This is a genomic window from Pseudoflavonifractor sp. An184 (assembly GCF_002160305.1).
GTDB classification, from domain to species: domain Bacteria; phylum Bacillota; class Clostridia; order Oscillospirales; family Oscillospiraceae; genus Lawsonibacter; species Lawsonibacter pullicola.
The window spans coordinates 1-22,313 of sequence record NZ_NFKI01000035.1; the positions used below are offsets into that span (position 1 = coordinate 1).

The following is a 22,313-nucleotide window of genomic DNA, read 5'->3' on the forward strand; positions in this document are numbered from 1 at the left end:
TGGACATCACCATCAACCTGTCCAAGCCGGAGAAGGACCCCAAGGCCATCGCCGCCGCCCGGAACCTGCCCGCCTCCAACTACCCCCGGTGCCAGCTGTGCGCCGAGAACGAGGGCTACGCCGGACGGGTGAACCACCCGGCCCGGCAGAACCACCGCATCGTGCCCATCACCATCAACGGCTCCCCCTGGTTTTTACAGTACTCCCCCTATGTGTACTACAACGAGCACTGCATCTGCCTGAACCGGGAGCACGTCCCCATGAAAATTGACCGCTCCTGCTTTGCCAAGCTGCTGGACTTTGTGGGGCAGTTCCCTCACTACTTCGTGGGCTCCAACGCGGACCTGCCCATCGTGGGCGGCTCCATCCTGGCCCACGACCACTTCCAGGGCGGGCGGTACACCTTCGCCATGGAGAAGGCCCCGGTGGAGACCGCCATCTCCTTCCCGGGGTATGAGGACGTCCGGGCGGGCATCGTCAAGTGGCCCATGTCGGTCATCCGCCTCACCGCCCCCCAGCCGGACCGGCTGGTGGACCTGGCCGACCGCATTCTCACCTCCTGGCGGGGCTATACCGACGAGAGCGCCATGATTTTGGCCGAGACCGACGGAGAGCCCCACAACACCATCACTCCCATCGCCCGCCGGCGGGGGGAGGACTATGAGCTGGACCTGGTGCTGCGCAACAACCTGACCACGCCGAAGCACCCGCTGGGGCTCTACCACCCCCACGCGGAGCTCCACCACATCAAAAAGGAGAACATCGGCCTCATCGAGGTGATGGGGCTGGCCGTCCTCCCCGCCCGCCTGAAGGCGGAGCTGGCCGCAGTGGCGGACAAGCTGGTCACCGGCGGCGATCTGCGGGAGGACCCCCTGACGGCGGCTCACGCCGACTGGGCGGAGGGCTTTGCCCCCAACTACACCTTCACGGCGGACAACGCCATGGACATCGTGCGCAAGGAGACCGGCCTGGTCTTTGCCCAGGTGCTGGAGTGCGCCGGCGTCTATAAGCGCACCCAGGAGGGACAGGCGGCTTTCCTGCGCTTTTTGTATCAGATATCTTGATCTTCTTTCTTAGTAAAGGGATCTTTGCTTATGGACAGTGTACCTCTCAAAAGAAGATAGATACTAAAAAATATTTGCGGATGCCCCGCTTGGTCTTGGACTGAGCGGGGCTTTTGCAACTTACAGGTGCCTCGCAGAGATGGCACGCCTCGAGTTTCACTTTGAGAGAGAACTACCACAAACTCAGTTGCTGCTCTGCAGAAGTCTTATGGAGCAGCGGGGGGACCATCGTAAGGATCGAGTTCACTGCGGCGTCGTCCAAAAGCCAGCGATCAGCAGCTGGTTGAGGAAGCACCAGCGGCATCCGGTTATGAATGGGCTGCACGGATGGATTGGCAGCCGTGGTCAGGATGCAGTAACAGTCCTCGCCGTCCCTGTGATCATAAAGTCCGGCCATGTAGAGAATATTTTCACCGGGAAGAGTGAACTGGTACTTTCGTTTGGCGGCATCCCACTCATAGAATGCAGTGGATGGAATTACACAGCGTCTTGCGGCCAGGCTCTTTCGGAAAAGTGGTTTCTCCGCGGCTGTTTCTGAGCGGGCATTGATCACCAGAGTGCCCGGCAGCTGATAGCCCCACTTCATCAAAAGGGGCGTCGGCGCATGATTTACCGATACCAGTACTGGGGCCCGGGACGATGGCCGTATCTCTCCAGGCGACCACTGCGCAGCCCCGACTTTGCGCTGAATCGCATCAACGATTTGACGAATTTCCGCACATTGTTCAACTGTAAACTCATAGCGTCCACACATTCTCTATGGCCCCTTGTGCAACAAGTTGTACGCTGAGGTACAAAATATAGTATACCATGAAAAAGCGGCTCTGTCCCTGCCTGCGGCTGGAACCAGAAAATTCCTCTTGACAATTAGAACAAATGTTCTAAACTAAAATCGGAAGGTCAGGAGGTGAGCAACAGAATGAGGCATATTCTGCATTGTGATATGAACTGTTTTTATGCCTCTGTTGAGATGCAGCGGCACCCGGAACTGCGGAATAAGCCGCTGGCAGTCTGCGGCAGCCAGGAGGAGCGGCACGGTATTGTACTGACAGCAAACTATTTGGCCAAACCCTACGGAGTCAAGACGGGCATGGTAATCTGGCAGGCCAGACAGCGGTGCCCGACCCTGGAGATTCTGCCCCCTGATATGGGGGAGTATATCCGATTCAGCTGTATGGCTCGAGAGATCTATGAAGATTACACAGACCAGATTGAACCGTTCGGCCTGGACGAGAGCTGGCTGGACGTGACTGGCAGCGTAGGTCTTTTTGGAGATCCCATGACTATTGCCCGGGAGATCAGCGACCGGATCAAATTTGAATTGGGTATTACGGCCAGTATCGGCGTGTCGGACAATAAGATCACCGCCAAGCTGGGGAGCGACTATAAAAAGCCAGATGCTATCACGAGGATTGAGCGGGATAACTACAAGGAAATCGTCTACCCATTGCCAGTTGAGGACTTGCTTTATGTGGGTCCTGCCACTTCAAAGAAACTGCGATCCATTGGGATCTACACCATTGGCCGCTTGGCGGAGAGTCCGGTAGACGTCCTGGTGCGGCGGTTGGGAAAAATGGGAGCGATTCTCCATAGCTTCGCCAATGGGTGGGACACTTCTCCTGTTCAACGCAGCGATCATATTCCCAACATCAAGAGCGTCGGCAACAGCGCGACTACCCCCCGAGATCTGACGACAGAGGAGGATGTAAAACTCATGCTCTATCTTCTGGCAGAGAGCGTCTGTGCCCGAATGCGGGAACTGGCCTCCCGGTGCACAGTGGTGGAGCTCTATGTACGGGATACAGAACTCTGTTCCATTGTCCGCCAGCGGAAGCTGCCGGCGCCGTCCTGCTCCAGCCAGGAGTTAACGGAAGTAGGGATGTCTCTATTTCAGCGCAATTACCGGTGGGAGCGGCCGATCCGCAGCATTGGACTGCGCGGCGCCGGGCTGGTGGAGGCGGAGGGAACTGCCCAGATGTCACTCTATGCGGATGAGCAAAGACGGGATAAATGGGAGCGGATCGACGCGGCTGTGGATCGTTTGCGTCAGCGATACGGCTATATGAGCATCCGGCGGGCTATTGTGGACAGTGATCCGCTCCTGGGGCATATCAATGTGAAGGATCACACCATTCATCCGGTAAGCTACTTTGGAGGATAGACCATGGACAAGCGCAGAAAACAATATGTACCGGTCGTCGTTCGCTTTGATACAGAGGGCAAGCTGCGCCCGCTGGTGATTGAGTTCGATGAGGAACATAAATATCCGGTTGACCGCGTGCTGGACGTTCGGCGGGCAGCATGCCAGCGGGTGGGCGGTGTGGGTGACCGCTACACCTGCCAGATCAATGGACAGGTAACCTATCTGTGGATGGAAAAGGGGATTTGGTTCGTAGAGGCAAAAGGATGAATACTCCTGAGAAAGTGAGTAGAATACAGAGAAAAACATCGGGAATATCCGGGTAGGATATTCCCGATGTTTCTTATGTCATGAGGGGCTATATTTAATTATAAATTTTGTGCTGATGATCTGGTGCGATTATATGACCCTTTTATAGTTAGGCGTAGGTGGGATCGAATGAGTCCACCCCAAACTTTGTGTAAACCTCTAATGTGGTGTAGAATAGGAGCAGCACATTGGAGGTTTTACTATGGCCAGAAAGAATCGCACCCCAGAAGAAAACGCTCGCCGAGAGAAAAACCGTGAACTGCTGCAGATGGCAAACATCGGTAGCATGGATGACATCCAGAACCTGTTCAAAGAAACCATTGCCGAGTTCATGGAGAACGGCCTGGAGGCGGAACTGGATGAAGAACTGGGCTGCAACATAAAAACAAGGACACAGACAATAGCCGCAACGGACACAGCGGCAAGACGCTGCGTACCAGCTTTGGAGATGTAGAGGTTTCTGTGCCCCGGGATCGGAAGGGGGAATTTGAGCCGCAGGTGCTGAAAAAGAATCAGACTAGTATCAGCCAGGATATTGAGGAAAAGATTTTGTCTATGTACACCAAGGGGATGACCACCGGCGATATTGAAGCTCATATCCAGGATATTTACAGGCTCTCGGTCTCAGACAGCACGGTGAGCCGGATCACGAACAAGATCCTGCCCATCGCGAGTGGCAGCAGCGGCCGTTGGAGGCCATCTATGCTGTGGTTTTTCTGGATGCCATCCACTGCCATGTCCGCAGCGAGGGGCAGATCGTGAAGAAGGCGGTATATATCGCCATTAGCATCGATCTGGATGGCCGGAAGGATGTGCTGGGTATGTGGGGCGGGGAGAACGAGAGCGCCAAGTTTTGGGCTTCCGTACTCAATAGCCTGAAAAACCGGGGCGTGGAGGACATTTTTATCGCCTGTACGGACAACTTGACTGGATTTGACGCAGCCATCCACGCCACATTCCCCAAAACTGAGCTTCAGAACTGCATCATCCACCAGTTGCGCAATTCCAGCAAGTATGTGTCCTACGAGGACCTGAAGGCCCTCTTGGCCGACTTGAAAGCGGTCTACGCTGCCGTGGGTGAGCAGGCTGCTTGGATGCCCTAGATACCTTCGGGGAGCGCTGAGACAAGAAACACCCCAAAATCTCTCAATCCTGGCGGAATAACTGGGCCAACCTCAGCACCTATTTCAAATATCCACAGGAAGTGCGGCGGCTCATCTACACCACCAACGCCATTGAGGGATTCAACCGGCAGCTGCGCAAGGGCACTAAGGAAAAATCGGTATTCCCCATGACAGCCTGCTGAAAATGCTATATCTGGCTATGATGGATATTACCAAAAAATGGACAGGCCGCCGCCAGGGTTGGAGCGTGATCCACGCCCAGATGGCAGCCTTTTTCGCTGAGTCTATGCCTGAGTGACACCACCGGGCCAGAATGTCAAGGGTAAATGTACGGCTTCGCTGCCCTTGACTTCCCGCCCCGCACGCGTTATGTTGTTGACAAGGCGGCAGTCGGACAAGCCGCTGCCGTCCCATATCAGTTTTGCTCTGTTTTCCACCTTATATGGAGTTTACACAGAATTTTGGATATACCCAGTATACACCTATAAAGGGGTATCTATAGGCCGCTTTTGTTGGTTCAGATATTCACCACATCTATTGAGGTTTTCCAAATCTTTATTTCTTTTTCTTTGTTAATTCATTTATTATTAGTCCTACCACTGTCATATCAATAATCGTATTTCCCAAGAATCCGCTCCATCCCAAATTTATACATACAGCATAAACTCCAAAGACGATTAACATTGAACAAATAGTTTTCATATGTATGACCATACCTTTCCGCTGCGCTCCAATGCCCCAAAGGGAATGAAACCCAGCACCTCTAACGCAGCAAGTCAAAATTTGTTAGAATGTGCTTGAGGGAGCAGACACACTACATAGCACGTGGAGGTGAGTAGGCTCAGTTTCGGCTGGACTGAATTTGTATGTGTGCCGGCCACTCTTTCAAGCACCAATGAGTAGGGCATAAAACCCTGTAACCTTATCTTTGGAGAGACGGACTACTTCAATCTTTCAGTGAGCGGCCAGTCCCTGCCTGTTCCCACAAATACTGTTTCGAGGGGATGTGTTATGCTTAAAATCGTTTACCGTGTCTGCCGCGGGATGGATGATATGTTCCCAATAAGGCAGACAAGAAAATAATATAGGGAGGGAGCATATAAAACATTTTCTTTCCAACAATATTAACAGTCTCTCGCTTCCAAGCCTTGGCGAGTTAGTCTCCTGTCCTGTTTTCCACCGCCTATCTGATCTAATGCTCATGCCCTTCCACTATACACAATTTCCCTCTTGAATAGAATACAATTTTTGAGCTGTTTCAGACTATCGAGACAGCACAAAAAACCTCCTTCTTAGAAATATTGGGACCAATCCCAAATTCTGTTCATACTCCATTTAGAGGTGCAAATAGAGCAAAATTTATTCAGAATGGCTGCCGAGAAATCCGGCTGCCGTCTTTTCAACAACGTTACACCAGGGGGGCTGGGTAGCCCAACTCGTCATCCAGTTCTGCCCCCAAGTCATTTTTCATGAATCTCGAAATGATCTGTCTTGAACAGATTCTGGATGTCGTTCATACTGCCGATATTTGCTATCTGCTGCAACACACAGATTTTTTCTCGATGGGTATTTTTCCGTGGTGCAGTTCTTGCTAGTCATATGTAAAATCTTCTGTGTAGTGCATCTATCTACACCGCATTGGATGGTTACACAAAATTTGGTGTAGCCTCAAATTTTGATTTAGCAGGGGAAGTGTCGCATAAGCGACTCTTCCCCTATTTTAATCCAAATAAATTTGCAATTGTATACCTGGATGTATCGTCCAATTACTTTGATATAATTATACACCCTGGTGTAATATTTATATTTCCCCACATACTACACTGTAGAGCAATAATGTATAGATTAATTACTACGCAGAATGGGTTACTTCTACAATAGCATTGCGTGTATCCGTTGACCGGTTAAGCGAGAGCCCTATTGACGCAGAGACGTTCCCAGATAAATCAATTCCTACAGTAGGAGATGAAACATCTATGTTGAAAGTGGAATGATCATACGTTGCGATACTATTAAACCACCTTGTTTCATCGGGCGATGCTACATGACCGGAATATTCAAAATGTGCATGGACATTAGAATAAATAATATCCATTCCGCCAACATAATCACTTACTACGTTGTCTGGCAGATTAAAGACACCAGCAATACCAGCCCAACCCTCCTTACTCTTCCATTGAATATCACCAATTGTCTCTTCGTCATCACTGTATGTGGTTTCAGAACCAGCCATAACATAGGCTATATCGTATGTAATGCTCCCCTCAGCGGTGGATGGAGTAACAGTACAGTCCATAGCACAAGAGCCAATCGAATCATAGCCACGGAAAAAGGGCATAGTGAGCCAGGTTGCATCTGTTGTAAATAGATACTTACCAGCACCTTTATGTGCAACAGTGTGTGTCATTTCCATATAAGAGTCCAAAAATTCACCTGGCACATCGCTTTCATTTGGCTTTGTTCCAAAAGTTGAAATTTCCGGGACTGAAGGATAGCCGTGTTCTGAGATGTAGGCATCCTGTTGTGCAGAGAGTTCAGCAGCAGCTTGTAAAGCTTCTTCTTTAGGAAGATAGGTCAATTCCCCGGTTGCAGCATCAAAACTAGAATATGAAACGGAAATGCTGATATCGTCACTTTCAGCCAAGAAATTTAAGGCATCAGTCGAAAGTTTATTGATACTTTCTTCATTCATTCCTAAGGAAATTAAGAGAGACTTAGTTGTATCAATAGATTTAACTGCGACAGGGGAATCAGATTCGTAGGTTCTTGTTACAGTGTGAGAGTTATCAATGCGCTCTACAATAGGAAAAGTATTGCCATCAATAACTAGGGTTTCTGTGCTAATTTCAGTCGGAGACATTTGATCGAGGAGGGGAGAAGAAGCAGATGCTGGTACGGAACAAGTAATACAGAGAAGTGATGAAAGTAGAATAGTAGATACTTTTTTCATGTTAGCCTCCATTAAACAAAGCATATGATAGGGAACATCTTGTGCGAGTTAATTGCTTCTTGGGCTAATCTCAACGTCCTTTGTAAAAGTTGAGGCCCAGTTAGATTGATATGTGTACAAGTTGCATTTCTATCTATTTGTCCGCGAAATAGATACCGGGGTCTTGCTAACGCCGTTAATTGAATAATCAATCTCCAGCGTATAGGTTGTGTTTCTGGCTACAGTTGCAGTCTCGCTGATTTTAAGGATTCCATATCCGGAGGCACTCCAATCATCAATGAGCCGGCCCCCCTGCCGCAGTTCCATAGTAGCCACGATCTCGTCCGTTGTCCGATCACCAAAGATGAGAACACTGCAGGTTGCCCTTGTGCCGTCAAAGTTGATATCAGGTTCTACAGAGATGGCGCGTGTGGAGGCGGCATTGGCAGGGATCACAAAGGCCATGGTGATGAGGAGCATCATACAAATTATCCGTTTTCTCAAAACAGTCACCCCCTTTCTCCGTTTATTTAATACGAAGAAAGGGGGCGGTTTTGGACAGCTGAAAAATTATTTTAGTGGTTGGATATTTTCTGCGATCTTGATGAGTTCGCTTTCACTTAAAAAGCCAGAGACATAAAAGGCAGAATCTTGTTCATCTGTCCAGGCGATTACGCTGGCAGTAGTTATGTTGTCTGCCAAAAGGATTTCGGCGGGATAGCCATTTACGGTGGTTTCTTTGATTACTGCATGCGTAGCATCAATGAACCAATCAGTTTCATTTGGATTATGAGTGTACCGAAATGTTAATAAAAGTCCATCCGTATTTTGATACGATACAACTGTAGTAGCATCTATGTCATCAACGTAAAACTCTGTATAGCCTTCCGGGAGCCATGTGGGTCGGTAAGCTACTGAACTCTCACTATAGTCAGCGTTGCCTTCAAAGCGGTAGACAAAATACGTTTCATAGATTTCTTTGACCCATCCAAAGAATGCCGACCTGGCTTCGGCATCAACAGTGAACCATGCGCCGCAGGCGATCAGGCAAACAAGGATGATCGATGCGATACGCTGCAGTGAACGATATACAATAGGATGGTTTGCCTTGCGCCTCAGTCTCTTGATTTTCTTTTCAAACTCTGGTGAGAACTCATGCTGTGTTTTCGGATCATAGCCGGACTCCAGCTGATTCACATAGATTTCGCAGGACTTTTTTGCCGCACTGCGAAGCATGCTGTCTGAAATCAAAAGGTGCCACCTCCTTCGCGGTAAAGGGCTTCGAGCTTCTTTTTAGCCCGTTGATCAATCTTCTGGGCCCATGAAAGCGAAATCCCAAGTAATTTTGCTATCTCATGCAGGTTATATCCGTATACGTATTTTAGCCAGATTACCATTCGCTGTTGCTCAGGCAGTTTCAAGATACACTCAGTCAACAGATTTTCACAATCAGGAGATACTGTTGAAGGCATGTTCAGCAACTCCTCATCGTATGCAGCGGTAGGGTGTCGGCCTCTGCTGCGAAACACATCGGTTACATGGTTGTTTACCATAGTTACGACGAGCTGCTTGGTTCTTGGACTGACCGGCTCAATGATTTTAATATTTTCTGCAATTTTCATAAAGACGTGGTGCACTACATCCTCTGCATCTTGTTCATGATGCATACGTTCAAAGGCTACGTGGTACATAAGACCTCGATAGGCTTTATATATGGATTCAAACTTCGATTTTTCTTCATCCGTCTCTATAATCTGTAAATAGATGAGCATACTGGAAACACCGTCCTGAAAATAATCCCATTATAATAATAAGGGGGAAATTGGAATTCGTCCAGGTGTTTGCAGATTATTTTTAATTTTTGACAACACGGAGTCCAAATTCAGCTGCGGGGGATGCCCCTCGGATAAGATGCTGTATGCATCGGAGAGCCGGATCAGGGAAGCAGATGTGTTTTGAAACGGGGACATTTTAGAACGCAAGAAAGAAATATTGACTTTTGTATGGAAATTATATACTATTTCAGGGAGAATCCTGGCATTCAGCGTCAACAGCACATGCTGTGTTCTCAGTATATTGAAGGGGGGAGAGTCCAATGACAGCCGAGATTTTGCTTCCGATCCTTCTGAGGCTTGCTCTTGTGGGAATCGGTATTCTGATATTCATTGTTACTTACTTGGGGCTCCATTATTTTGCGCAGACCGGCCGGTCTATCGGGAAGTTTTTATCGAATAGTACAGTGAAGATACTGCTGTCCTGGGTATTTGCTGTTTTCTGTGTCCTGGTCATTGCTAAACTGATGGAGCCGCTCCTTCCATGAAGCTGGCCCAATTTCGTATTCTCTGAAACTGCTAAAACAGGCGCGGACTGCAACTTTGCAGTCCGCGCCTGTTTACTTTGGGGATCTGTTACAGAGCTCCAATTAAAAATCGCCGTATGTCAAGCTGTCGTGAATGGCAAGCGCCGCGGCGCCGTTGGCTCCGCTGTAGTCATTTGGCTCCACAAAGCGGAACTCCGTGCCGGGGTGGAGCGCATTGCAGAGATTTGTGTGGATGACATTCAAGAGCAGCTCCCTGTTCTCCGGCACGCCAAACAGCACGCCGTCGATGAACATGATGCGGGAGCTGGCGAAGTTGACCACGTTGGCCACTGCGAGGCCCAGCATGTTGACCGCGCTCTCCACAATGCGCCGCACGTCCTCGTCGCCCTCCATCTGGGCGGATATGATATTCTGCATGGTAGGCGGCTCCCCCTGGCAGAGACTGCGGAGCAGCTTCGCCTCGCCGTGGTCCATCGCCTCTTTACAGCGGGTGATGACTGCCACGTCGCTGGAGTACGCCTCCAGGCACCCGCGGTTTCCGCAGCTGCAGAGCAGGCCGTTCGGTTGCATGATCATATGGCCGACCTCACCGGCGCCGACAACGGAGCCGACGACATTGCTGGTGTCCAGAAACAGAGGACATGCGATGCCTCGGGAGATGAAGAAGTACGTAAAATTGTGAATGTCCTTCAGAAGCTCCCGCTGGGTCAGCCGGAGCCCGTAGGCCCGGGCACAGGCGTTGTTTTCAATACTGATGGGACCGCTGTAGCCGGTCAGAGCTCTCACATCATCCCGGACGGGCTTATCCCGCCAGCCAAAGCTGGGCAGGGTATCCAGAATCCCGTCCTCGCTGTTGACGACGCCGGGCATACAAAAGCCAATGCCGGAAATGTCGTTCAGGGTGAATCCGCAGGCGTCCAGGGCCTCCTGGAGCATGCTGCACCCCAATTTCACATTCTCATCATAGCCGTGGAACAGCCGGTTATCCTGGTTGGCATAGATCGTTTTACCCATCAGGTTGCGGACGCATATGACTCTTTTGTAGCCTCGGATCTCGATGCCCACATAGTGCTTTGCATCCGGGACAATGCTCACTCGCCGCGCTTTTCTTCCCAAGCTGTTGGAATCAAGGACGGGCTTCTCGTCCTCTTTTACCAGACCGGCCGCAATCAGATAATTGACGTTGGTGGTGATCGTGGCCTTGGTCAGTCCAAGCAGATCTGCTATTTCAGAGCGCTTGATAGGGCCGCGGTAATAGATTGTTTTGAGTACTTCGGATGTGCTTGCGGACCATGTTCCCGGCAAGACGCTTCGTTGAATACTTTGCATGAAAACCACCTCTTAATCTAATAAGACGGACCAGTCTGGTTTAAAGCTCAGTTTTGAGGATCAAAGGCGGATACCCTGAAGAAATACGTCGGCGACTTGATTCTGCTCGTCCAATACGACAAGGTCTGCGTCCTTCCCATCTTCGATCGAGCCCTTCCGATCGTACACGCCGATCAGCTTGGCGGGGTTTTCGGTGAGCACTGGGAGGATCTCCTCCAGGGACAGCCCGGTAAAGGAGAGCAGGTTTCTCAGCGCCCGGTCCTGCGTCAGCGTACTGCCGGCGCGCGTCCCGTCGGAGGCCAGCTTGGCGTCCCCCTTCTCCACGACCACCTGATTGACCCCCAGATGGTAGTTTCCATCCGGCAGGCCGGCGGCCATGATGGAGTCGGTAATGGCAACGAGACGCTGCGGTCCCTTGGTCTTCCAGAGCAGGCGGACAATGGCGGGGTGCAGGTGGAGGCCGTCGCAGATCATTTCACAGTAGACGTCCGACTCCAGAGCGGCCCCGATAATGGCGGGGCGGTGCTGATGGAGCGGCGCCATCGCGTTGAAGGTGTGCGTGCAGGCGGAGGTTCCGGCCTGGATGGCAGCCATGGCGGTGTCGTAATCTGCGCCGGAATGCCCCATCGCCACAACAATGCCCAGCTCCCGGAGTCTGGGGATCAGCTCCAGAACGCCCTCAACCTCGGGGGAGACTGTGATATACCGAATGTTCCCGTTGGCCTGGCGCTGGTAGGAGACAGCCAAGTCCGCGGAGCCTTTTTTCAGCAGATGCTCCGGCATGGCGCCCTTGAACTCAGAGGCGAGGAACGGGCCCTCCAGGTGGATGCCCAGCAGCTGCGCGCCTTTCCCGGCGGAAGCCTGGTATTCGATGCACTGGGAGATTGCGCGGCTTGTCTGCTCCTCGGTATCCGTCAGGATGGACGCCAGCCAGGAGGTGGTTCCGTTTTTCGCAAAGAACTTTCCGATCTTCTCCAGGTCCTCTGCCGACGCGCCGTTGACGTCGACGCCCACAGCGCCATGGGTGTGGATGTCGATAAAGCCGGGAACGATCCTGCGGCCGGCGGCGTCGAACACCGTTCCGCTGGTCTGGCAGTCCGTCTCCAGCAGATTGATCGTTCCGTCCTGAATATAAATGGTCTTTTTCTGGAATGTGTGATCAATATAAACTTGACCATTTATGATATATGTACCGTTCATTGGTATCACCTATTTCAGCAGAATCAGTCGGGCAGATTGGCAACAAATTCAGTAAAGCGAAGCAGGGCGTCGGGGTGATTTTGGAGGATGGTGACCGGGAAGTGCGCGGAGACCTCGCCGTAGGCGGCGTGGCGCACCACGCTGCGGTGCCAGTCCCGGAAGCAGCCGAGACGGATCTTGCGGGCGTTGTAGATCTCGTTCATGCCAATGGTAACGCACCAGCGAGGCATGTCGTCCAGAGCGCCGTTGAAGTCGCCGATGGCGTTGGCGGTGCGGGTCTCCGGCGTGATCTTCAGAACGCGGGTGTGCAGCTCCTTGAACTGCTCCGGAGTCAGCTCATCCTGCGCCTCGTTGAAGGCGAGGTGGCCGTTGATGCCGATTCCGCCAAAGCAGATATCCACGCCGCCCAGCTCGGCGATCAGCTGACCCATACGGTCCGGATTCTTCGGGTCCGGGAAGACGCGCTGCTCCTCCGGCATCACCAGCTCGGGCTTGAGCTTGGTGTAGACGGTGCGGTCCATGAAGCCGCGGAAGCTCAGGGGGTGGTCATGGTCGATCCACTCCTGATCGTCCGTCAGATACTCGTCCATATTCAGGAACCAGACGTTTTTCAGGCTGATATTCTCCTGGTTGACCATGTCCACGAAGTAGGGGTACTGGCCGACGGGGCCCACCGGGCAAATGAACACGGTGCGCTCGCCCAGAGCATTCTTTCTCTTGATCTCATCCACCATCTCCTGGGCGATGGCCTTGAATACCGCCTGATTGTCCTCCAGCACCTGGATGGGCAGCTTGGGGGCCTTGAGGAGCTCCTCTTTGGTATAGTAATAATATTCGTGACGCATAACGTACTCCTTTCATTCCTCAGAGAGAGGAAAACCGGTATATTTTCTTGTTACTTCCAAAATGCGGTAGACATCCAGGTAGGGCTGATACTTCTGTTCATTTTTGCAGATCAGATCCCGCATCTCATACCAGCCGGCAGCCGCCTGCTGAGCATCACCCCCGGCCAGCGCGCCCATGGCGCGGCTCAGCGCCAGGATATACTCCCGATGGTACTGCAGGATCTCCCAGAACAGAGGGGAGCCGTCCTTGGGGACGTCCAGGGAAGCGCTCTGGCAGAGCCGGGATATCTGCTCCATACGCTCTGCAATCGCCGGATCTGTGCGCGCTCCCTTGCCGTTGAGGTAGTCGCAGCTGCTGAGGGTGGACAGCTCATTCAAGTACGACAGGACCTGGTCCGCGCGCTCGCCGTACGCCGCGGAGAAGTATTCCTGAATCAGTGCCTGGGGATCGGCGGACTCGTCGAATAAGGTATAGCCCATAACGTAGTTGGGCAGCGCGTTGGGGAAGACCACGCGGAGCTCCTGGCAGCTGATGTACCCGTCCAGCCCCATCTTATGAAGCTGCTTGATGTCGCTGGAAATCACGCGGGCGATGTGGACGTATCCGAAGTCGCCGTAGTGGGCGCGCCCCAGGGGGTAGTCGTACACGAAGCTGTCCCCGTGGAAGAGCTGCTGCCAGCCGCGGAGGAACGCCAGATTCTCTTGGAGGTTGGTAGGAAGAACAATGTGGTTGCGCTCAAATGCCGGGATGGGAACCTCCGGCCCGCTTAAATCGTAGGAGGCCTCAAAGGTCCGGCTGATGGGTGCGAACATCAGCACGAAGCGGTCGGGATTCTCTAGCTTCTCCTTGGTGGGAGGCCAGAGCAGTTCCTGATAGAGCAGGAAGACGATCCGCGTTGACAGCTTTTCCGCGGTCAGGCGGCGGTCGATCTCATTGAGCAGGGAGACATATTGATCGGAGGGCGTCGTCTGCCGGCACCCGCAGCACTCGCAGACGTTGTTGTATTCGTCGGCCAGCCAGACATGCAGGTAGTCTACGGCCGGATTGCTCTTTGCGTATTGTACCACCAGATCAGCAAAAATGTCTATCGAATCGCCGTTGTGAAAACAAAGATTGGTGTTTGCGGGACTGCCCTGCCACAATTCACGCCTGCCCGCGATTTCAGCCGTCATGGCCTGCTTCTCCGGGGTGAGGGGGCTCCGCTCCTGATCCCAGGAGACGGTCTCATAGCCCAGGACTTCGCCGGTCCATCCGTGTCCGGCCTTGTGGAGCAGAAGTCCCCGCTTTTTCAGCTCTCCCTCCAGATCTGCGGTATCCTTCTGCGCGTCCTCCACGCTGTAGGGCTTGGGCTGCAGATACGGGTTGCCCTGATGCTGATACCAGCGGGCCAGGAAAGCAAACGGCACTTTGAACTGGAAGAAGAAGCTGTTGTATCCGAGTTTCGGGAGCCAGTCGATGAATGCCAGGATATTTTCACGGGAGTCCGCGCCCTCAATGCACACACCGCGGTGGCGGAAGGAGGCGCGCTTGGTATAGTCTGCGGGGATGGACTGCATGGAGATGGTGGGAACAACTTCGCAGTCTTTACCCGGCCCAAGGAATCGGCAGCCCAGGTGGTGGAGATAGTCATAGACGCCCAGCAGGACGCTGCGGTCGTTCACGCCGCTGATCTCTCCTCCATCCTGCCTGATCTTCACGGAAAACCCATCCAGCGGCTCTTGGCTGGACGCAGCAAGCTGGAACGTGAGGTCGGAGGTGGAAGGGAGCATTTTCGTCAGGTATGTCTCCAGCTCTGAAGCTGCAAATTGGATTGTTTGAGATGCCGTGGGGCTGCAGGCAATTTTCATATGCATCATTACCTCCCAGAAAGAAAATGACAAATAAAGAGGACCCTACGAACCGGACAAAAGCCGTTCCATAGGGTCCGTTCCTATGCCTACTTTATCCGCGGAGAGGCAGGATGAACACCTTAGATGCCGAGGGCTTCCCTCATCACATCATAAAGAACAACCGTGCTCATATCCACAACCTCGTCCTCGGTAATAGACTCGCCATCCAGGAAGTCCTGCTGGAGGTGATCGTAATAGCCCTCCATAGTGCCGTCCTGCAGATTGGAAGTCAGAGTGGCAATGTCAAACCAAGTGGCGTCGCCGGTCTGGGCCAGGTTGGCCTCCAGGCTGGTCTTGGTCTGGTCAGCGCACCACTGAGCAACTTCCTCCCAGTTGTCGGGGTTGGAGCCGTAGTCCATGCCCTTGTACAGCGCACGGGAGAAGCGGACCAGGGTGTCGTGGTTCTCCTCGGCATAGTCGGGCAGGCAGATCCAGCTGGACAGGTTGATGGAGCCGTTGGAGAACTCGATCTCCTTGGAGCCTTCCACCTGGTTGAGGATCTCGGTGGTGTAGGGATTCCAGGCAACCGCAGCGTCAACGGTGCCGGATACCATGGCGGAGACCATGTAGGACACGTCCATGTCGAACAGCTCCACATCGGCCTCGGTCAGGCCGGCCTGGGTCAGAGCGCTCTGCATGGTGGACTCAGAGGAGGAGCCGCTGTTGAAAGCGATGCGCTTGCCGGCCAGATCCTCGATGGATTCGATGCCGCTCTCGCCGCTCACAACGATCTTATCGCTGGTGTGGACGGAGCTGGGGGCGAAGACGACCGCACGGCCCTGGATGCACAGGGTGTGGGCGCCCTTGCCGATGTAGGCCAGGTCGATGCTGCCGCCTTCCATAGCGGCCACCTCAGAAGGACCGTCGGCGAACTCCCACAGCTCGACGGTGATGCCCTCCTCCTCGAAGGCACCGGTGTTCATGGCGGACAGGACGCCCCACAGAGAGGCATAGTTGGGCATGTAGCCGATGCGCAGGGTGATGGGCTCGGCACCGGTGCTTGTACTGGTGCTGGCAGAAGTGCTGGACGAATTGGACTGGCTGCCAGTGCTGGCGTCAGAGCCGGAGCTGGACCCGCCGTTGCCGCACGCGGCCAAAGAAGAGACCATGGCGAGTGCAAGCAGCATAGATGTGAGCTTCTTCTTCATTTTTCTTCCTCCTAAAAATGTTTGTTTTATCCGTTGATCCGCCGGAGCGGCAGATAACTTTACTTCCGGACTTCCAGGTATTCCTGGTAGACTTCGTTCCAGACCTCAGCCTTCAATTCCATGAAGCGGGGGTCGCTCTTGGTGCCCTGATCGCGGGGATAGGGGATGTCCACGTCCACGATCTTCTTAATGCGGCCGGGGCGGGCGGACATGATCACAACCCGCTGAGCCAGAAGGATGGCCTCGTCTACGTCGTGGGTGATGAAGAAACAGGTCTTCTTCTCACCCTCCCAAGTCTTCAAAAGCTCAGTCTGGAGCTGCGCGCGGGTCTGGGCGTCCAGAGCACCGAACGGCTCGTCCATCAGCAGAACTTCAGGGTTGTTGGCGTAAGCGCGGGCGATGGCCACACGCTGCTTCATGCCGCCGGACAGCTCCTTGGGGAAGGAGTTCTCAAACTCCTCCAGACCCACCAGCTTGATGTACTTGCGGGCGATCTCTAAGCACTGCTCCTTGGGCATGCGCCTCATTTCGGGACCAAACATAACATTCTGCAGAACGGTCAGCCAGGGGAACAGGGCGTACTGCTGGAACACCACGCCGCGTCTTACGTCCGTGCCAACGATTCGCTCGCCGTCCAGATAGCACTCGCCGCTGGTGGCCTCGTGCAGGCCGGCCAGGATGTTTAGCAGAGTGGATTTGCCGCAGCCGGAAGGACCAACTACACAGACAAACTCATTCTCCATAATGTCCAGGTTTACGCCGTTCAGCGCCACAGTCGTGCCGTGCTCGCCCTTATACTCTTTTACTACATTCTGAATGCTGAGCTTTACTCTTCGCGTCTCTCCTGCCACGATGTCAGTCTCCTTTCAATGATGTCCACAAACAGGTTTAACAGAAGTCCGATGATGCCGATGATAATAATGTAGGCCAACATCGCGCCGGTCTCGAAGGTGGTCTGCAGGCTCCGAATCCGCATGCCCAGGCCGCCCTGTGCACCAGTGGATTCCGCAGCGAGCAGGGTGGTCAGGCCAGCACTCAGACCCAGCCGTACAGCTGTGATGACGAAGGGCAGAGTCGCGGGCAGAATGATACGGAAGAAGATATCCATATCGTTGGCGCCGAGAACCCGGGCAGCCTTGATCAGAGTGTTGTCAATGCTGCGGATGCCGTGGAAAATCGTGATGGACATGGTCATGAATGTGCAGATCCAAATCAGGATGATCTGGGGGGGCTTGCCGACGCCGGCCGCAATCACGATCAGAGGCGCGTACGCCAGGGCGGGGATGTTGCGGATGAAGTTGATCCAGGGCTCGATGATCTTGCGCACCGGCATATACCAGGCCATGAGGAATGCGGCCGGCACAGCGGTGAGGAAGCCTAAGCCGAAGCCCGCTGCGATGGAGGTCAAGCTGCTGAACAGGTCAGACCAGAACGCACCGCGGTCGATCATGGTCTGGAGTCCCTCAATTACCACAGGGATAAAGGGGAAACTGTTTCCTGTCCGTTTACCCAGAGAAAGTAAGTACCAAACTACCAGCGCTGCGCAGAACGAGAGCAACAGCCAGAGCTTGTCACTTATTCCCTTCTTCTTTGTCTTCCCTTTCATATGACACCTTCCTTTTTGCGCTTTTTTCACATTTTCGCACGGAATCATGCGGCTGCCCCTTCACTCTGCATATATCCGTGTAAAATGTAAGAAAACCAACTAAGTCTAATGGCAGGATTGCCTGCTCAAATGGATACCTCTATCCGCTGCGAGCGGCTGAAAGAAGCACCAGGCGGCAGAAGAATCGCTCCAGGACGCTCTGCAAGCTGATGACCCGGGCCCGGGTAGCCTGTCCAAGGCTCGATGCAGACCCAGCCGGGAATCTCAGGGAGGCTCCAGAGAAGGACGTAGGGGTAGCCCTTCGTGGCAACTCGCAGATAACGACCGGTATCAAGTTCCTCCAACTGAATCCATTCAGACTGCAGATTGGAAAAGCAGATGCTGTCGTTCTCAAAGAGACTTTCGGTAAGAGCAAGCCGGTCGCTTCCGTCAGGGCTCTCCTGCATTTGGAAGCGGATGCAGTAGTCGCGGATACCCCGCCCGGCTGTGAAAGGGCACCGAAGTCCGGTGTGGAATCCCAGCTGTACGGGCATATCGCTTGCTCCAAGATTATTGATCGTACAAGTGGTGGTTAAAAATCTTCCCTCAAGCACATGACTGGTCTCGAAGGAAAAGGGCCACGGCCACCGGATGCGGTCGCCGGCCCACTGCAGCCGGAAGCGGAGATGATCCGCTCCCTCCTCTGCAAGGCTGTGCTCCATATCCCGCACAAAACCGTGGGCGCCGGCTTCGTAGCGGACGCCGTCCACAGAGAACCAGCCGCCGTCCACCTTTCCGCACCAGGGGAAGCAGACTGGGGCCCGCCGGGGCCAAAACTCCGGGTTTCCATCCCACAGGCAGGAGACGGAGTCCCCGCCCAGCGTGTGAATATCCCAGAGTTCCGCCCCTTTGCTGTTCACGGACACTGAGAGAGATTCATTTTTTATAGAGTAGATCATGTTCCCTCACCATCCGTACAGGCTCTCAGATGAAGCAGTTGACCAGGTTGTAGCAGCTGATTGCGGTAATGACAATAAGCAGCCAGAAGAACAGCCGGTCGACGTCGCTGTTGCTCAGTTTTTTGCTGATGCTGCGCCCCAGATTGCCGCCCAGGATGCCGCCGACTACCATCACAAGCAGGGCCGGCCACTCAAATTCCGGGACGGTGCCGCGGGCAACGGTGCTGATAAAGCTGGCGGACTGGGAAAACAGGATCACGTACAGGGAGTTGAGCGCAGCCGTCTTGGTATCCATGGAGAAAAAATAGTACAGCACGGCCAGATTGATAGGGCCGCCGCCGATTCCCAAAAAGGCGGATAAAAGGCCCAGTACCAGACCGATGCACACACAGACCACCGGCTGGGTCACATTCCTGGCGGTGATGCGCGGCCGGTTCAGGGTGTACGCCAGAACCCCGAGGGTAAGGGCGATCATCATGACCTGCTGCGCCACGGAGACGGTCATGCCGCCGGCGGCACGGACCAGCTCGAAGAGCTCCTTGCCGGCCACACCGCCGATGGCAGCGCCTATGGCCAGCAGCGTGCCCCTGCGGGGCTCCACCTTCACGTCGCCTCTGCGGCTGCGGATCATCGACGTGATGGTCATGGCCAAAACGGTACAGCCGGACAGGAAGCTGACGGTGGCTACCGGCATGCCGGAGACCGCGTCCAGCACCGGCTTGATGATGACGCCGCCGCCCACTCCGCTGATGCCGCCGATGGTCGTGGCTAAGAGGCAAATCAGGAAGCTGAAGAGGATCTGCATACTCAGCAGTCACTCCTCTCAGCGAAGCTGGGCAAAGCGATTGTCATACGCCCCAAGCAGAGGCAGACAGTAGTCCCGAAACTCCGGACGGATGCTGGCGCCGTCTTCGCCGATCCACTCCAGGGGGAACTTTTTCTCCGCGTTGGCGACCTGCTCCAGGGGAACAAGGCAGGTCTCGCTGCGGTACTCCGGCTCCCGGGTGGTCTGGAAGCCGACCATGAAGCCGGTCTTGCCCTCCACAGCGGAGCGCACGGCCACAGCGCCGGCCTCCTCGGCCTCCCGCTGGTCCACCTCGGACATGAGGGCCACGCTGACCCGGCCCAGCAAACCGGGCTTCTCCGACCGGGACTTCAGGCCGGTCTCCTGCATGATCATGTCGCTGAGAGTCTGGGCGGCGCCGCCGGGGATCTTGTGGCCGAAGCCGTCCACGATGCCAGAGTCGGCCACAGGAGAGCCGTCGGCGTAGTGGATTCCCTCGGATACGGTGACCAGAAGGCCGCGGCCCTTGCTCCACTTCTCTTTGACCGCGGACAGGAACTGCTCCTTGTCGAAGTTGGTCTCGGGCAGGTACACCAGATGCTCGCAGGGCATCTGGTCGGCAAACAGGGCGGAGGCGGCGGTGATCCAGCCGGCGTTGCGGCCCATGAGCTCCATCACCACCACATGGATGGGCAGGGCGGAGGCGTCAAAGGCCAGCTCCAGGGCGGACACCGCGGCATATTTGGCCGCACTGCCGAAGCCGGGGCAGTGGTCCGTGACGGCCAAGTCATTATCGATGGTCTTGGGGATTCCGATGACCCGCAGCTCGTAGCCGGACTGGCAGGCCAGCTGATAGACCTTGTGGCAGGTGTCCATGGAGTCGTTGCCGCCGTTGTAGAAGAAGTAGCGGATGTTGAACTTCTTGAAGCACTCCAGCACCGCAGGGTAGTCCGCGTCGGTGAGCTTCCGCCGGCAGGAGCCCAGAGCGGAGGCGGGGGTGCGGGCCAGCAGGTCCAGCTGCTCCTGGCTGAACTGACCCAGATCCATCAGGTCCCCGGCCAGAATGCCTTCCGCACCGAACCGGGCGCCGTAGATAGTTTCGATCTCCTCATGGAGCTTGGCCTCCCGGACAGCTCCCAGCAGGGAGCTGTTGATGACCGGGGTGGGGCCGCCGCCATGGGCAATGAGCATATTTCCTTTCAGCATATGTACCGCGCCTCCCTTACACCGTGGTAAGGTCGTCGTCCTTCATGCACAGGTGGACGGCGCCCACTTTGAAGGTCTTGGGCAGAGCCAGGATGTTGGGGTTGGGACCCACGAACTTCTTCTTGGCGTCCTCCAGAGCCTCCTCGAAGGTGGCCCGGGTCTTCAGGCCCATGCCGCGGGCGATGCCGGGCTCCTGGGCGCCCACGATGTAGATGGCGGAGGTGTTCATCTCAGCGATGTGGCCGCAGCTCATCATGGAGAAGCCGTGGAAGGGATGGAAGGCGTTGCAGTAGCGGTACTTGCGGATGTACTCCTCATTGGTGGCGAAATACTCGCCGTAACGGTTCATATCGGGGAGGATGTTCATGTGGTCGTGCTGGAACATCTCATACAGCTCCCGGAGGTAGGGCCAGCGCTCGTCGTGGAAGTAGCCGTTGCAGATGGAGGAGCAGATGATGACGCAGTTCTCCTTCATAACGCGCTTGTGGCGGATCACCTGGGCGGACAGGGCCTGCATCATCTGGATGGGGTTGGTGCCCATGCCGTCGCCGTAGTGGAAGTCCTGGGGCATGCCGAAAACCATGACGTCGAATTTCTCCTCTGCCCAGGGCACGTAAGTGCGCTTGTTGGCGATCTTCCAGGACTCGGGCTGCATCACCTTGGCGTAGCCGGAGAAAATGGCGATCTGGCGGGAGTAGGTGTCCAGCACGGCGTCGCAGCAGAAGAAGGGGTGGCCCATCTTCTCCTCCATGTGCATGCCGATCTCGTCGAACTTGGTACGCATGAGGGAGTGACCGGACACGGGGGTGAAGTCGGGACGGTGCATGACCTTGGGGACGTGGTGGCTGGCGATGCTCCGCCAGTGGGTGATGCCGGTGGAGCAGTGCTTGTAGCCGCCGGAGTAGCCGCCGTAGGGGTTGCCCTGGGTGTGGCCGATGAGGATGGGGATGTCGCACTCAAAGACGTACTTGTTCATCAGCACCGGGTCGCCCCGCTGGGTGACGCCCAGGTCGACCATGTGCTCGGGGTCCTCGCTGTCGTGGCTGGTGATCTGGTTGGTCCAGTAGAACTCGTTGAACAGGTCCTCGCCCAGGATCTTCTTCATCTCCGGCACGGTGGCGCGGGGGTGCAGGCCGTTGGAGAACAGGAGCAGGATGTCCTTCTTCTCCACACCGGCGGCGTACAGCTCGTCCAGGCAGGCCCGGATGGAGACGCGGCGGTGGGCGGTGGGCTGGGTGCCGCCCTTGACAATGTCAGGGATGACGAAAACCACAGTCTTGCCGGGGCCGGCCAGCTCCTTCAGAGGAGGCATCCCCATGGGGTGGCGGATGGACTCCAGGGTGGCGGCGTACAGGCTGTCCCAGTCCTGAGGCAGGCAGGGGGGATCGGGCACGGTCTCGCCGGGGATAAAGACCTTGGTGTTGTCGGGCAGCTCGGCGCTCATCAGACCGTGGCCGTATTCAAAATCAAGTTTCATGTCT

19 protein-coding genes and 1 pseudogene are annotated in these 22,313 nt (G+C 54.7%); 4 read left to right on the forward strand and 16 right to left on the reverse strand.

Annotated features, from left to right (window positions below):
- On the forward strand, window positions 1-1,064 hold a 1,064-nt coding region (locus B5F19_RS11515; protein WP_087290586.1), incomplete at its 5' end, for a UDP-glucose--hexose-1-phosphate uridylyltransferase.
- Window positions 1,065-1,236: 172 nt separating this feature from the next.
- Here B5F19_RS11515 and B5F19_RS11520 read toward each other — a convergent pair.
- Entirely contained in the window at window positions 1,237-1,818 is a 582-nt protein-coding gene (locus B5F19_RS11520; protein WP_087290588.1) for an SOS response-associated peptidase, read from the reverse strand.
- Between the two features lie 165 nt (window positions 1,819-1,983).
- Here B5F19_RS11520 and dinB point away from each other — a divergent pair, with 165 nt between their 5' ends.
- The 3 genes and pseudogenes from dinB (at window position 1,984) to B5F19_RS11535 (ending at window position 4,935) form a co-directional block, all read left to right on the forward strand.
- Window positions 1,984-3,225: a DNA polymerase IV gene (gene dinB, locus B5F19_RS11525; protein ID WP_087290590.1), complete on the forward strand. Its 1,242-nt coding sequence runs from the start codon at window positions 1,984-1,986 to the stop codon at window positions 3,223-3,225.
- 3 nt (window positions 3,226-3,228) lie between these two features.
- Complete coding sequence (locus B5F19_RS11530) at window positions 3,229-3,474, forward strand: hypothetical protein (RefSeq protein WP_087290592.1); 246 nt, start codon at window positions 3,229-3,231, stop codon at window positions 3,472-3,474.
- 307 nt (window positions 3,475-3,781) lie between these two features.
- A pseudogene (locus tag B5F19_RS11535) lies at window positions 3,782-4,935 on the forward strand (IS256 family transposase).
- 1,554 nt (window positions 4,936-6,489) lie between these two features.
- Here the strand turns inward: B5F19_RS11535 and B5F19_RS17195 are convergent.
- The 15 genes from B5F19_RS17195 to B5F19_RS11610 all read right to left on the reverse strand — a co-directional run bounded on the left by B5F19_RS17195 (window position 6,490) and on the right by B5F19_RS11610 (window position 22,309).
- Complete coding sequence (locus tag B5F19_RS17195; RefSeq protein WP_140394222.1) at window positions 6,490-7,587, reverse strand: hypothetical protein; 1,098 nt, start codon at window positions 7,585-7,587, stop codon at window positions 6,490-6,492.
- Between the two features lie 129 nt (window positions 7,588-7,716).
- Complete coding sequence (locus B5F19_RS11540; RefSeq protein WP_140394223.1) at window positions 7,717-8,070, reverse strand: hypothetical protein; 354 nt, start codon at window positions 8,068-8,070, stop codon at window positions 7,717-7,719.
- Between the two features lie 66 nt (window positions 8,071-8,136).
- Complete coding sequence (locus B5F19_RS11545) at window positions 8,137-8,817, reverse strand: DUF4367 domain-containing protein (RefSeq protein ID WP_087290596.1); 681 nt, start codon at window positions 8,815-8,817, stop codon at window positions 8,137-8,139.
- Entirely contained in the window at window positions 8,814-9,338 is a 525-nt protein-coding gene (locus B5F19_RS11550; protein ID WP_087290598.1) for a sigma-70 family RNA polymerase sigma factor, read from the reverse strand. Before B5F19_RS11550 ends, B5F19_RS11545 begins: the two co-directional genes overlap by 4 nt.
- A 650-nt stretch (window positions 9,339-9,988) precedes the next feature.
- Entirely contained in the window at window positions 9,989-11,215 is a 1,227-nt protein-coding gene (locus B5F19_RS11560) for an ROK family transcriptional regulator (protein ID WP_087290602.1), read from the reverse strand.
- A gap of 60 nt (window positions 11,216-11,275) precedes the next feature.
- Entirely contained in the window at window positions 11,276-12,415 is a 1,140-nt protein-coding gene (nagA, locus tag B5F19_RS11565; RefSeq protein ID WP_087290604.1) for an N-acetylglucosamine-6-phosphate deacetylase, read from the reverse strand.
- A 23-nt stretch (window positions 12,416-12,438) separates the two neighbouring features.
- On the reverse strand, window positions 12,439-13,260 hold the full coding sequence (locus B5F19_RS11570) for a glucosamine-6-phosphate isomerase (RefSeq protein ID WP_087290606.1): 822 nt from the start codon (window positions 13,258-13,260) through the stop codon (window positions 12,439-12,441).
- A 12-nt stretch (window positions 13,261-13,272) separates the two neighbouring features.
- Window positions 13,273-14,958: a DUF4838 domain-containing protein gene (locus tag B5F19_RS11575; protein WP_242972798.1), complete on the reverse strand. Its 1,686-nt coding sequence runs from the start codon at window positions 14,956-14,958 to the stop codon at window positions 13,273-13,275.
- 272 nt (window positions 14,959-15,230) lie between these two features.
- On the reverse strand, window positions 15,231-16,298 hold the full coding sequence (locus B5F19_RS11580) for an ABC transporter substrate-binding protein (protein ID WP_087290610.1): 1,068 nt from the start codon (window positions 16,296-16,298) through the stop codon (window positions 15,231-15,233).
- A gap of 59 nt (window positions 16,299-16,357) precedes the next feature.
- Complete coding sequence (locus tag B5F19_RS11585) at window positions 16,358-17,149, reverse strand: ABC transporter ATP-binding protein (RefSeq protein ID WP_087290612.1); 792 nt, start codon at window positions 17,147-17,149, stop codon at window positions 16,358-16,360.
- Window positions 17,125-17,904 carry an ABC transporter permease gene (locus tag B5F19_RS11590; RefSeq protein ID WP_087290614.1) on the reverse strand — a complete coding sequence of 260 codons (780 nt, stop codon included), beginning with the start codon at window positions 17,902-17,904 and terminating at the stop codon, window positions 17,125-17,127. Before B5F19_RS11590 ends, B5F19_RS11585 begins: the two co-directional genes overlap by 25 nt.
- Before the next feature lie 125 nt (window positions 17,905-18,029).
- Window positions 18,030-18,842, reverse strand: a complete 813-nt coding sequence (locus B5F19_RS11595; protein WP_087290616.1) for a hypothetical protein — start codon at window positions 18,840-18,842, stop codon at window positions 18,030-18,032.
- A 25-nt stretch (window positions 18,843-18,867) separates the two neighbouring features.
- Entirely contained in the window at window positions 18,868-19,647 is a 780-nt protein-coding gene (locus B5F19_RS11600) for a sulfite exporter TauE/SafE family protein (RefSeq protein ID WP_204248324.1), read from the reverse strand.
- 18 nt (window positions 19,648-19,665) lie between these two features.
- A complete protein-coding gene (locus B5F19_RS11605; RefSeq protein WP_204248325.1) occupies window positions 19,666-20,832 on the reverse strand; it encodes a 6-phosphofructokinase in 1,167 nt (388 codons plus the stop codon).
- Between the two features lie 16 nt (window positions 20,833-20,848).
- On the reverse strand, window positions 20,849-22,309 hold the full coding sequence (locus B5F19_RS11610) for a lactate racemase domain-containing protein (protein WP_087290620.1): 1,461 nt from the start codon (window positions 22,307-22,309) through the stop codon (window positions 20,849-20,851).
- Window positions 22,310-22,313 lie beyond the last annotated feature (4 nt).

Bases quoted from the DNA above. Each gene is read 5' to 3' on its own strand.
- B5F19_RS11610 (WP_087290620.1), bottom strand. From the start codon at position 22,309: ATGAAACTTGATTTTGAATACGGCCACGGTCTGATGAGCGCCGAGCTG.
- B5F19_RS11605 (WP_204248325.1), bottom strand. From the start codon at position 20,832: ATGCTGAAAGGAAATATGCTCATTGCCCATGGCGGCGGCCCCACCCCG.
- B5F19_RS11595 (WP_087290616.1), bottom strand. From the start codon at position 18,842: ATGATCTACTCTATAAAAAATGAATCTCTCTCAGTGTCCGTGAACAGC.
- B5F19_RS11570 (WP_087290606.1), bottom strand. From the start codon at position 13,260: ATGCGTCACGAATATTATTACTATACCAAAGAGGAGCTCCTCAAGGCC.
- B5F19_RS11530 (WP_087290592.1), top strand. From the start codon at position 3,229: ATGGACAAGCGCAGAAAACAATATGTACCGGTCGTCGTTCGCTTTGAT.
- B5F19_RS11590 (WP_087290614.1), bottom strand. From the start codon at position 17,904: ATGAAAGGGAAGACAAAGAAGAAGGGAATAAGTGACAAGCTCTGGCTG.
- nagA (WP_087290604.1), bottom strand. From the start codon at position 12,415: ATGAACGGTACATATATCATAAATGGTCAAGTTTATATTGATCACACA.
- B5F19_RS17195 (WP_140394222.1), bottom strand. From the start codon at position 7,587: ATGAAAAAAGTATCTACTATTCTACTTTCATCACTTCTCTGTATTACT.
- B5F19_RS11550 (WP_087290598.1), bottom strand. From the start codon at position 9,338: ATGCTCATCTATTTACAGATTATAGAGACGGATGAAGAAAAATCGAAG.
- B5F19_RS11520 (WP_087290588.1), bottom strand. From the start codon at position 1,818: ATGTGTGGACGCTATGAGTTTACAGTTGAACAATGTGCGGAAATTCGT.
- B5F19_RS11560 (WP_087290602.1), bottom strand. From the start codon at position 11,215: ATGCAAAGTATTCAACGAAGCGTCTTGCCGGGAACATGGTCCGCAAGC.
- B5F19_RS11600 (WP_204248324.1), bottom strand. From the start codon at position 19,647: ATGCAGATCCTCTTCAGCTTCCTGATTTGCCTCTTAGCCACGACCATC.
- B5F19_RS11580 (WP_087290610.1), bottom strand. From the start codon at position 16,298: ATGAAGAAGAAGCTCACATCTATGCTGCTTGCACTCGCCATGGTCTCT.
- dinB (WP_087290590.1), top strand. From the start codon at position 1,984: ATGAGGCATATTCTGCATTGTGATATGAACTGTTTTTATGCCTCTGTT.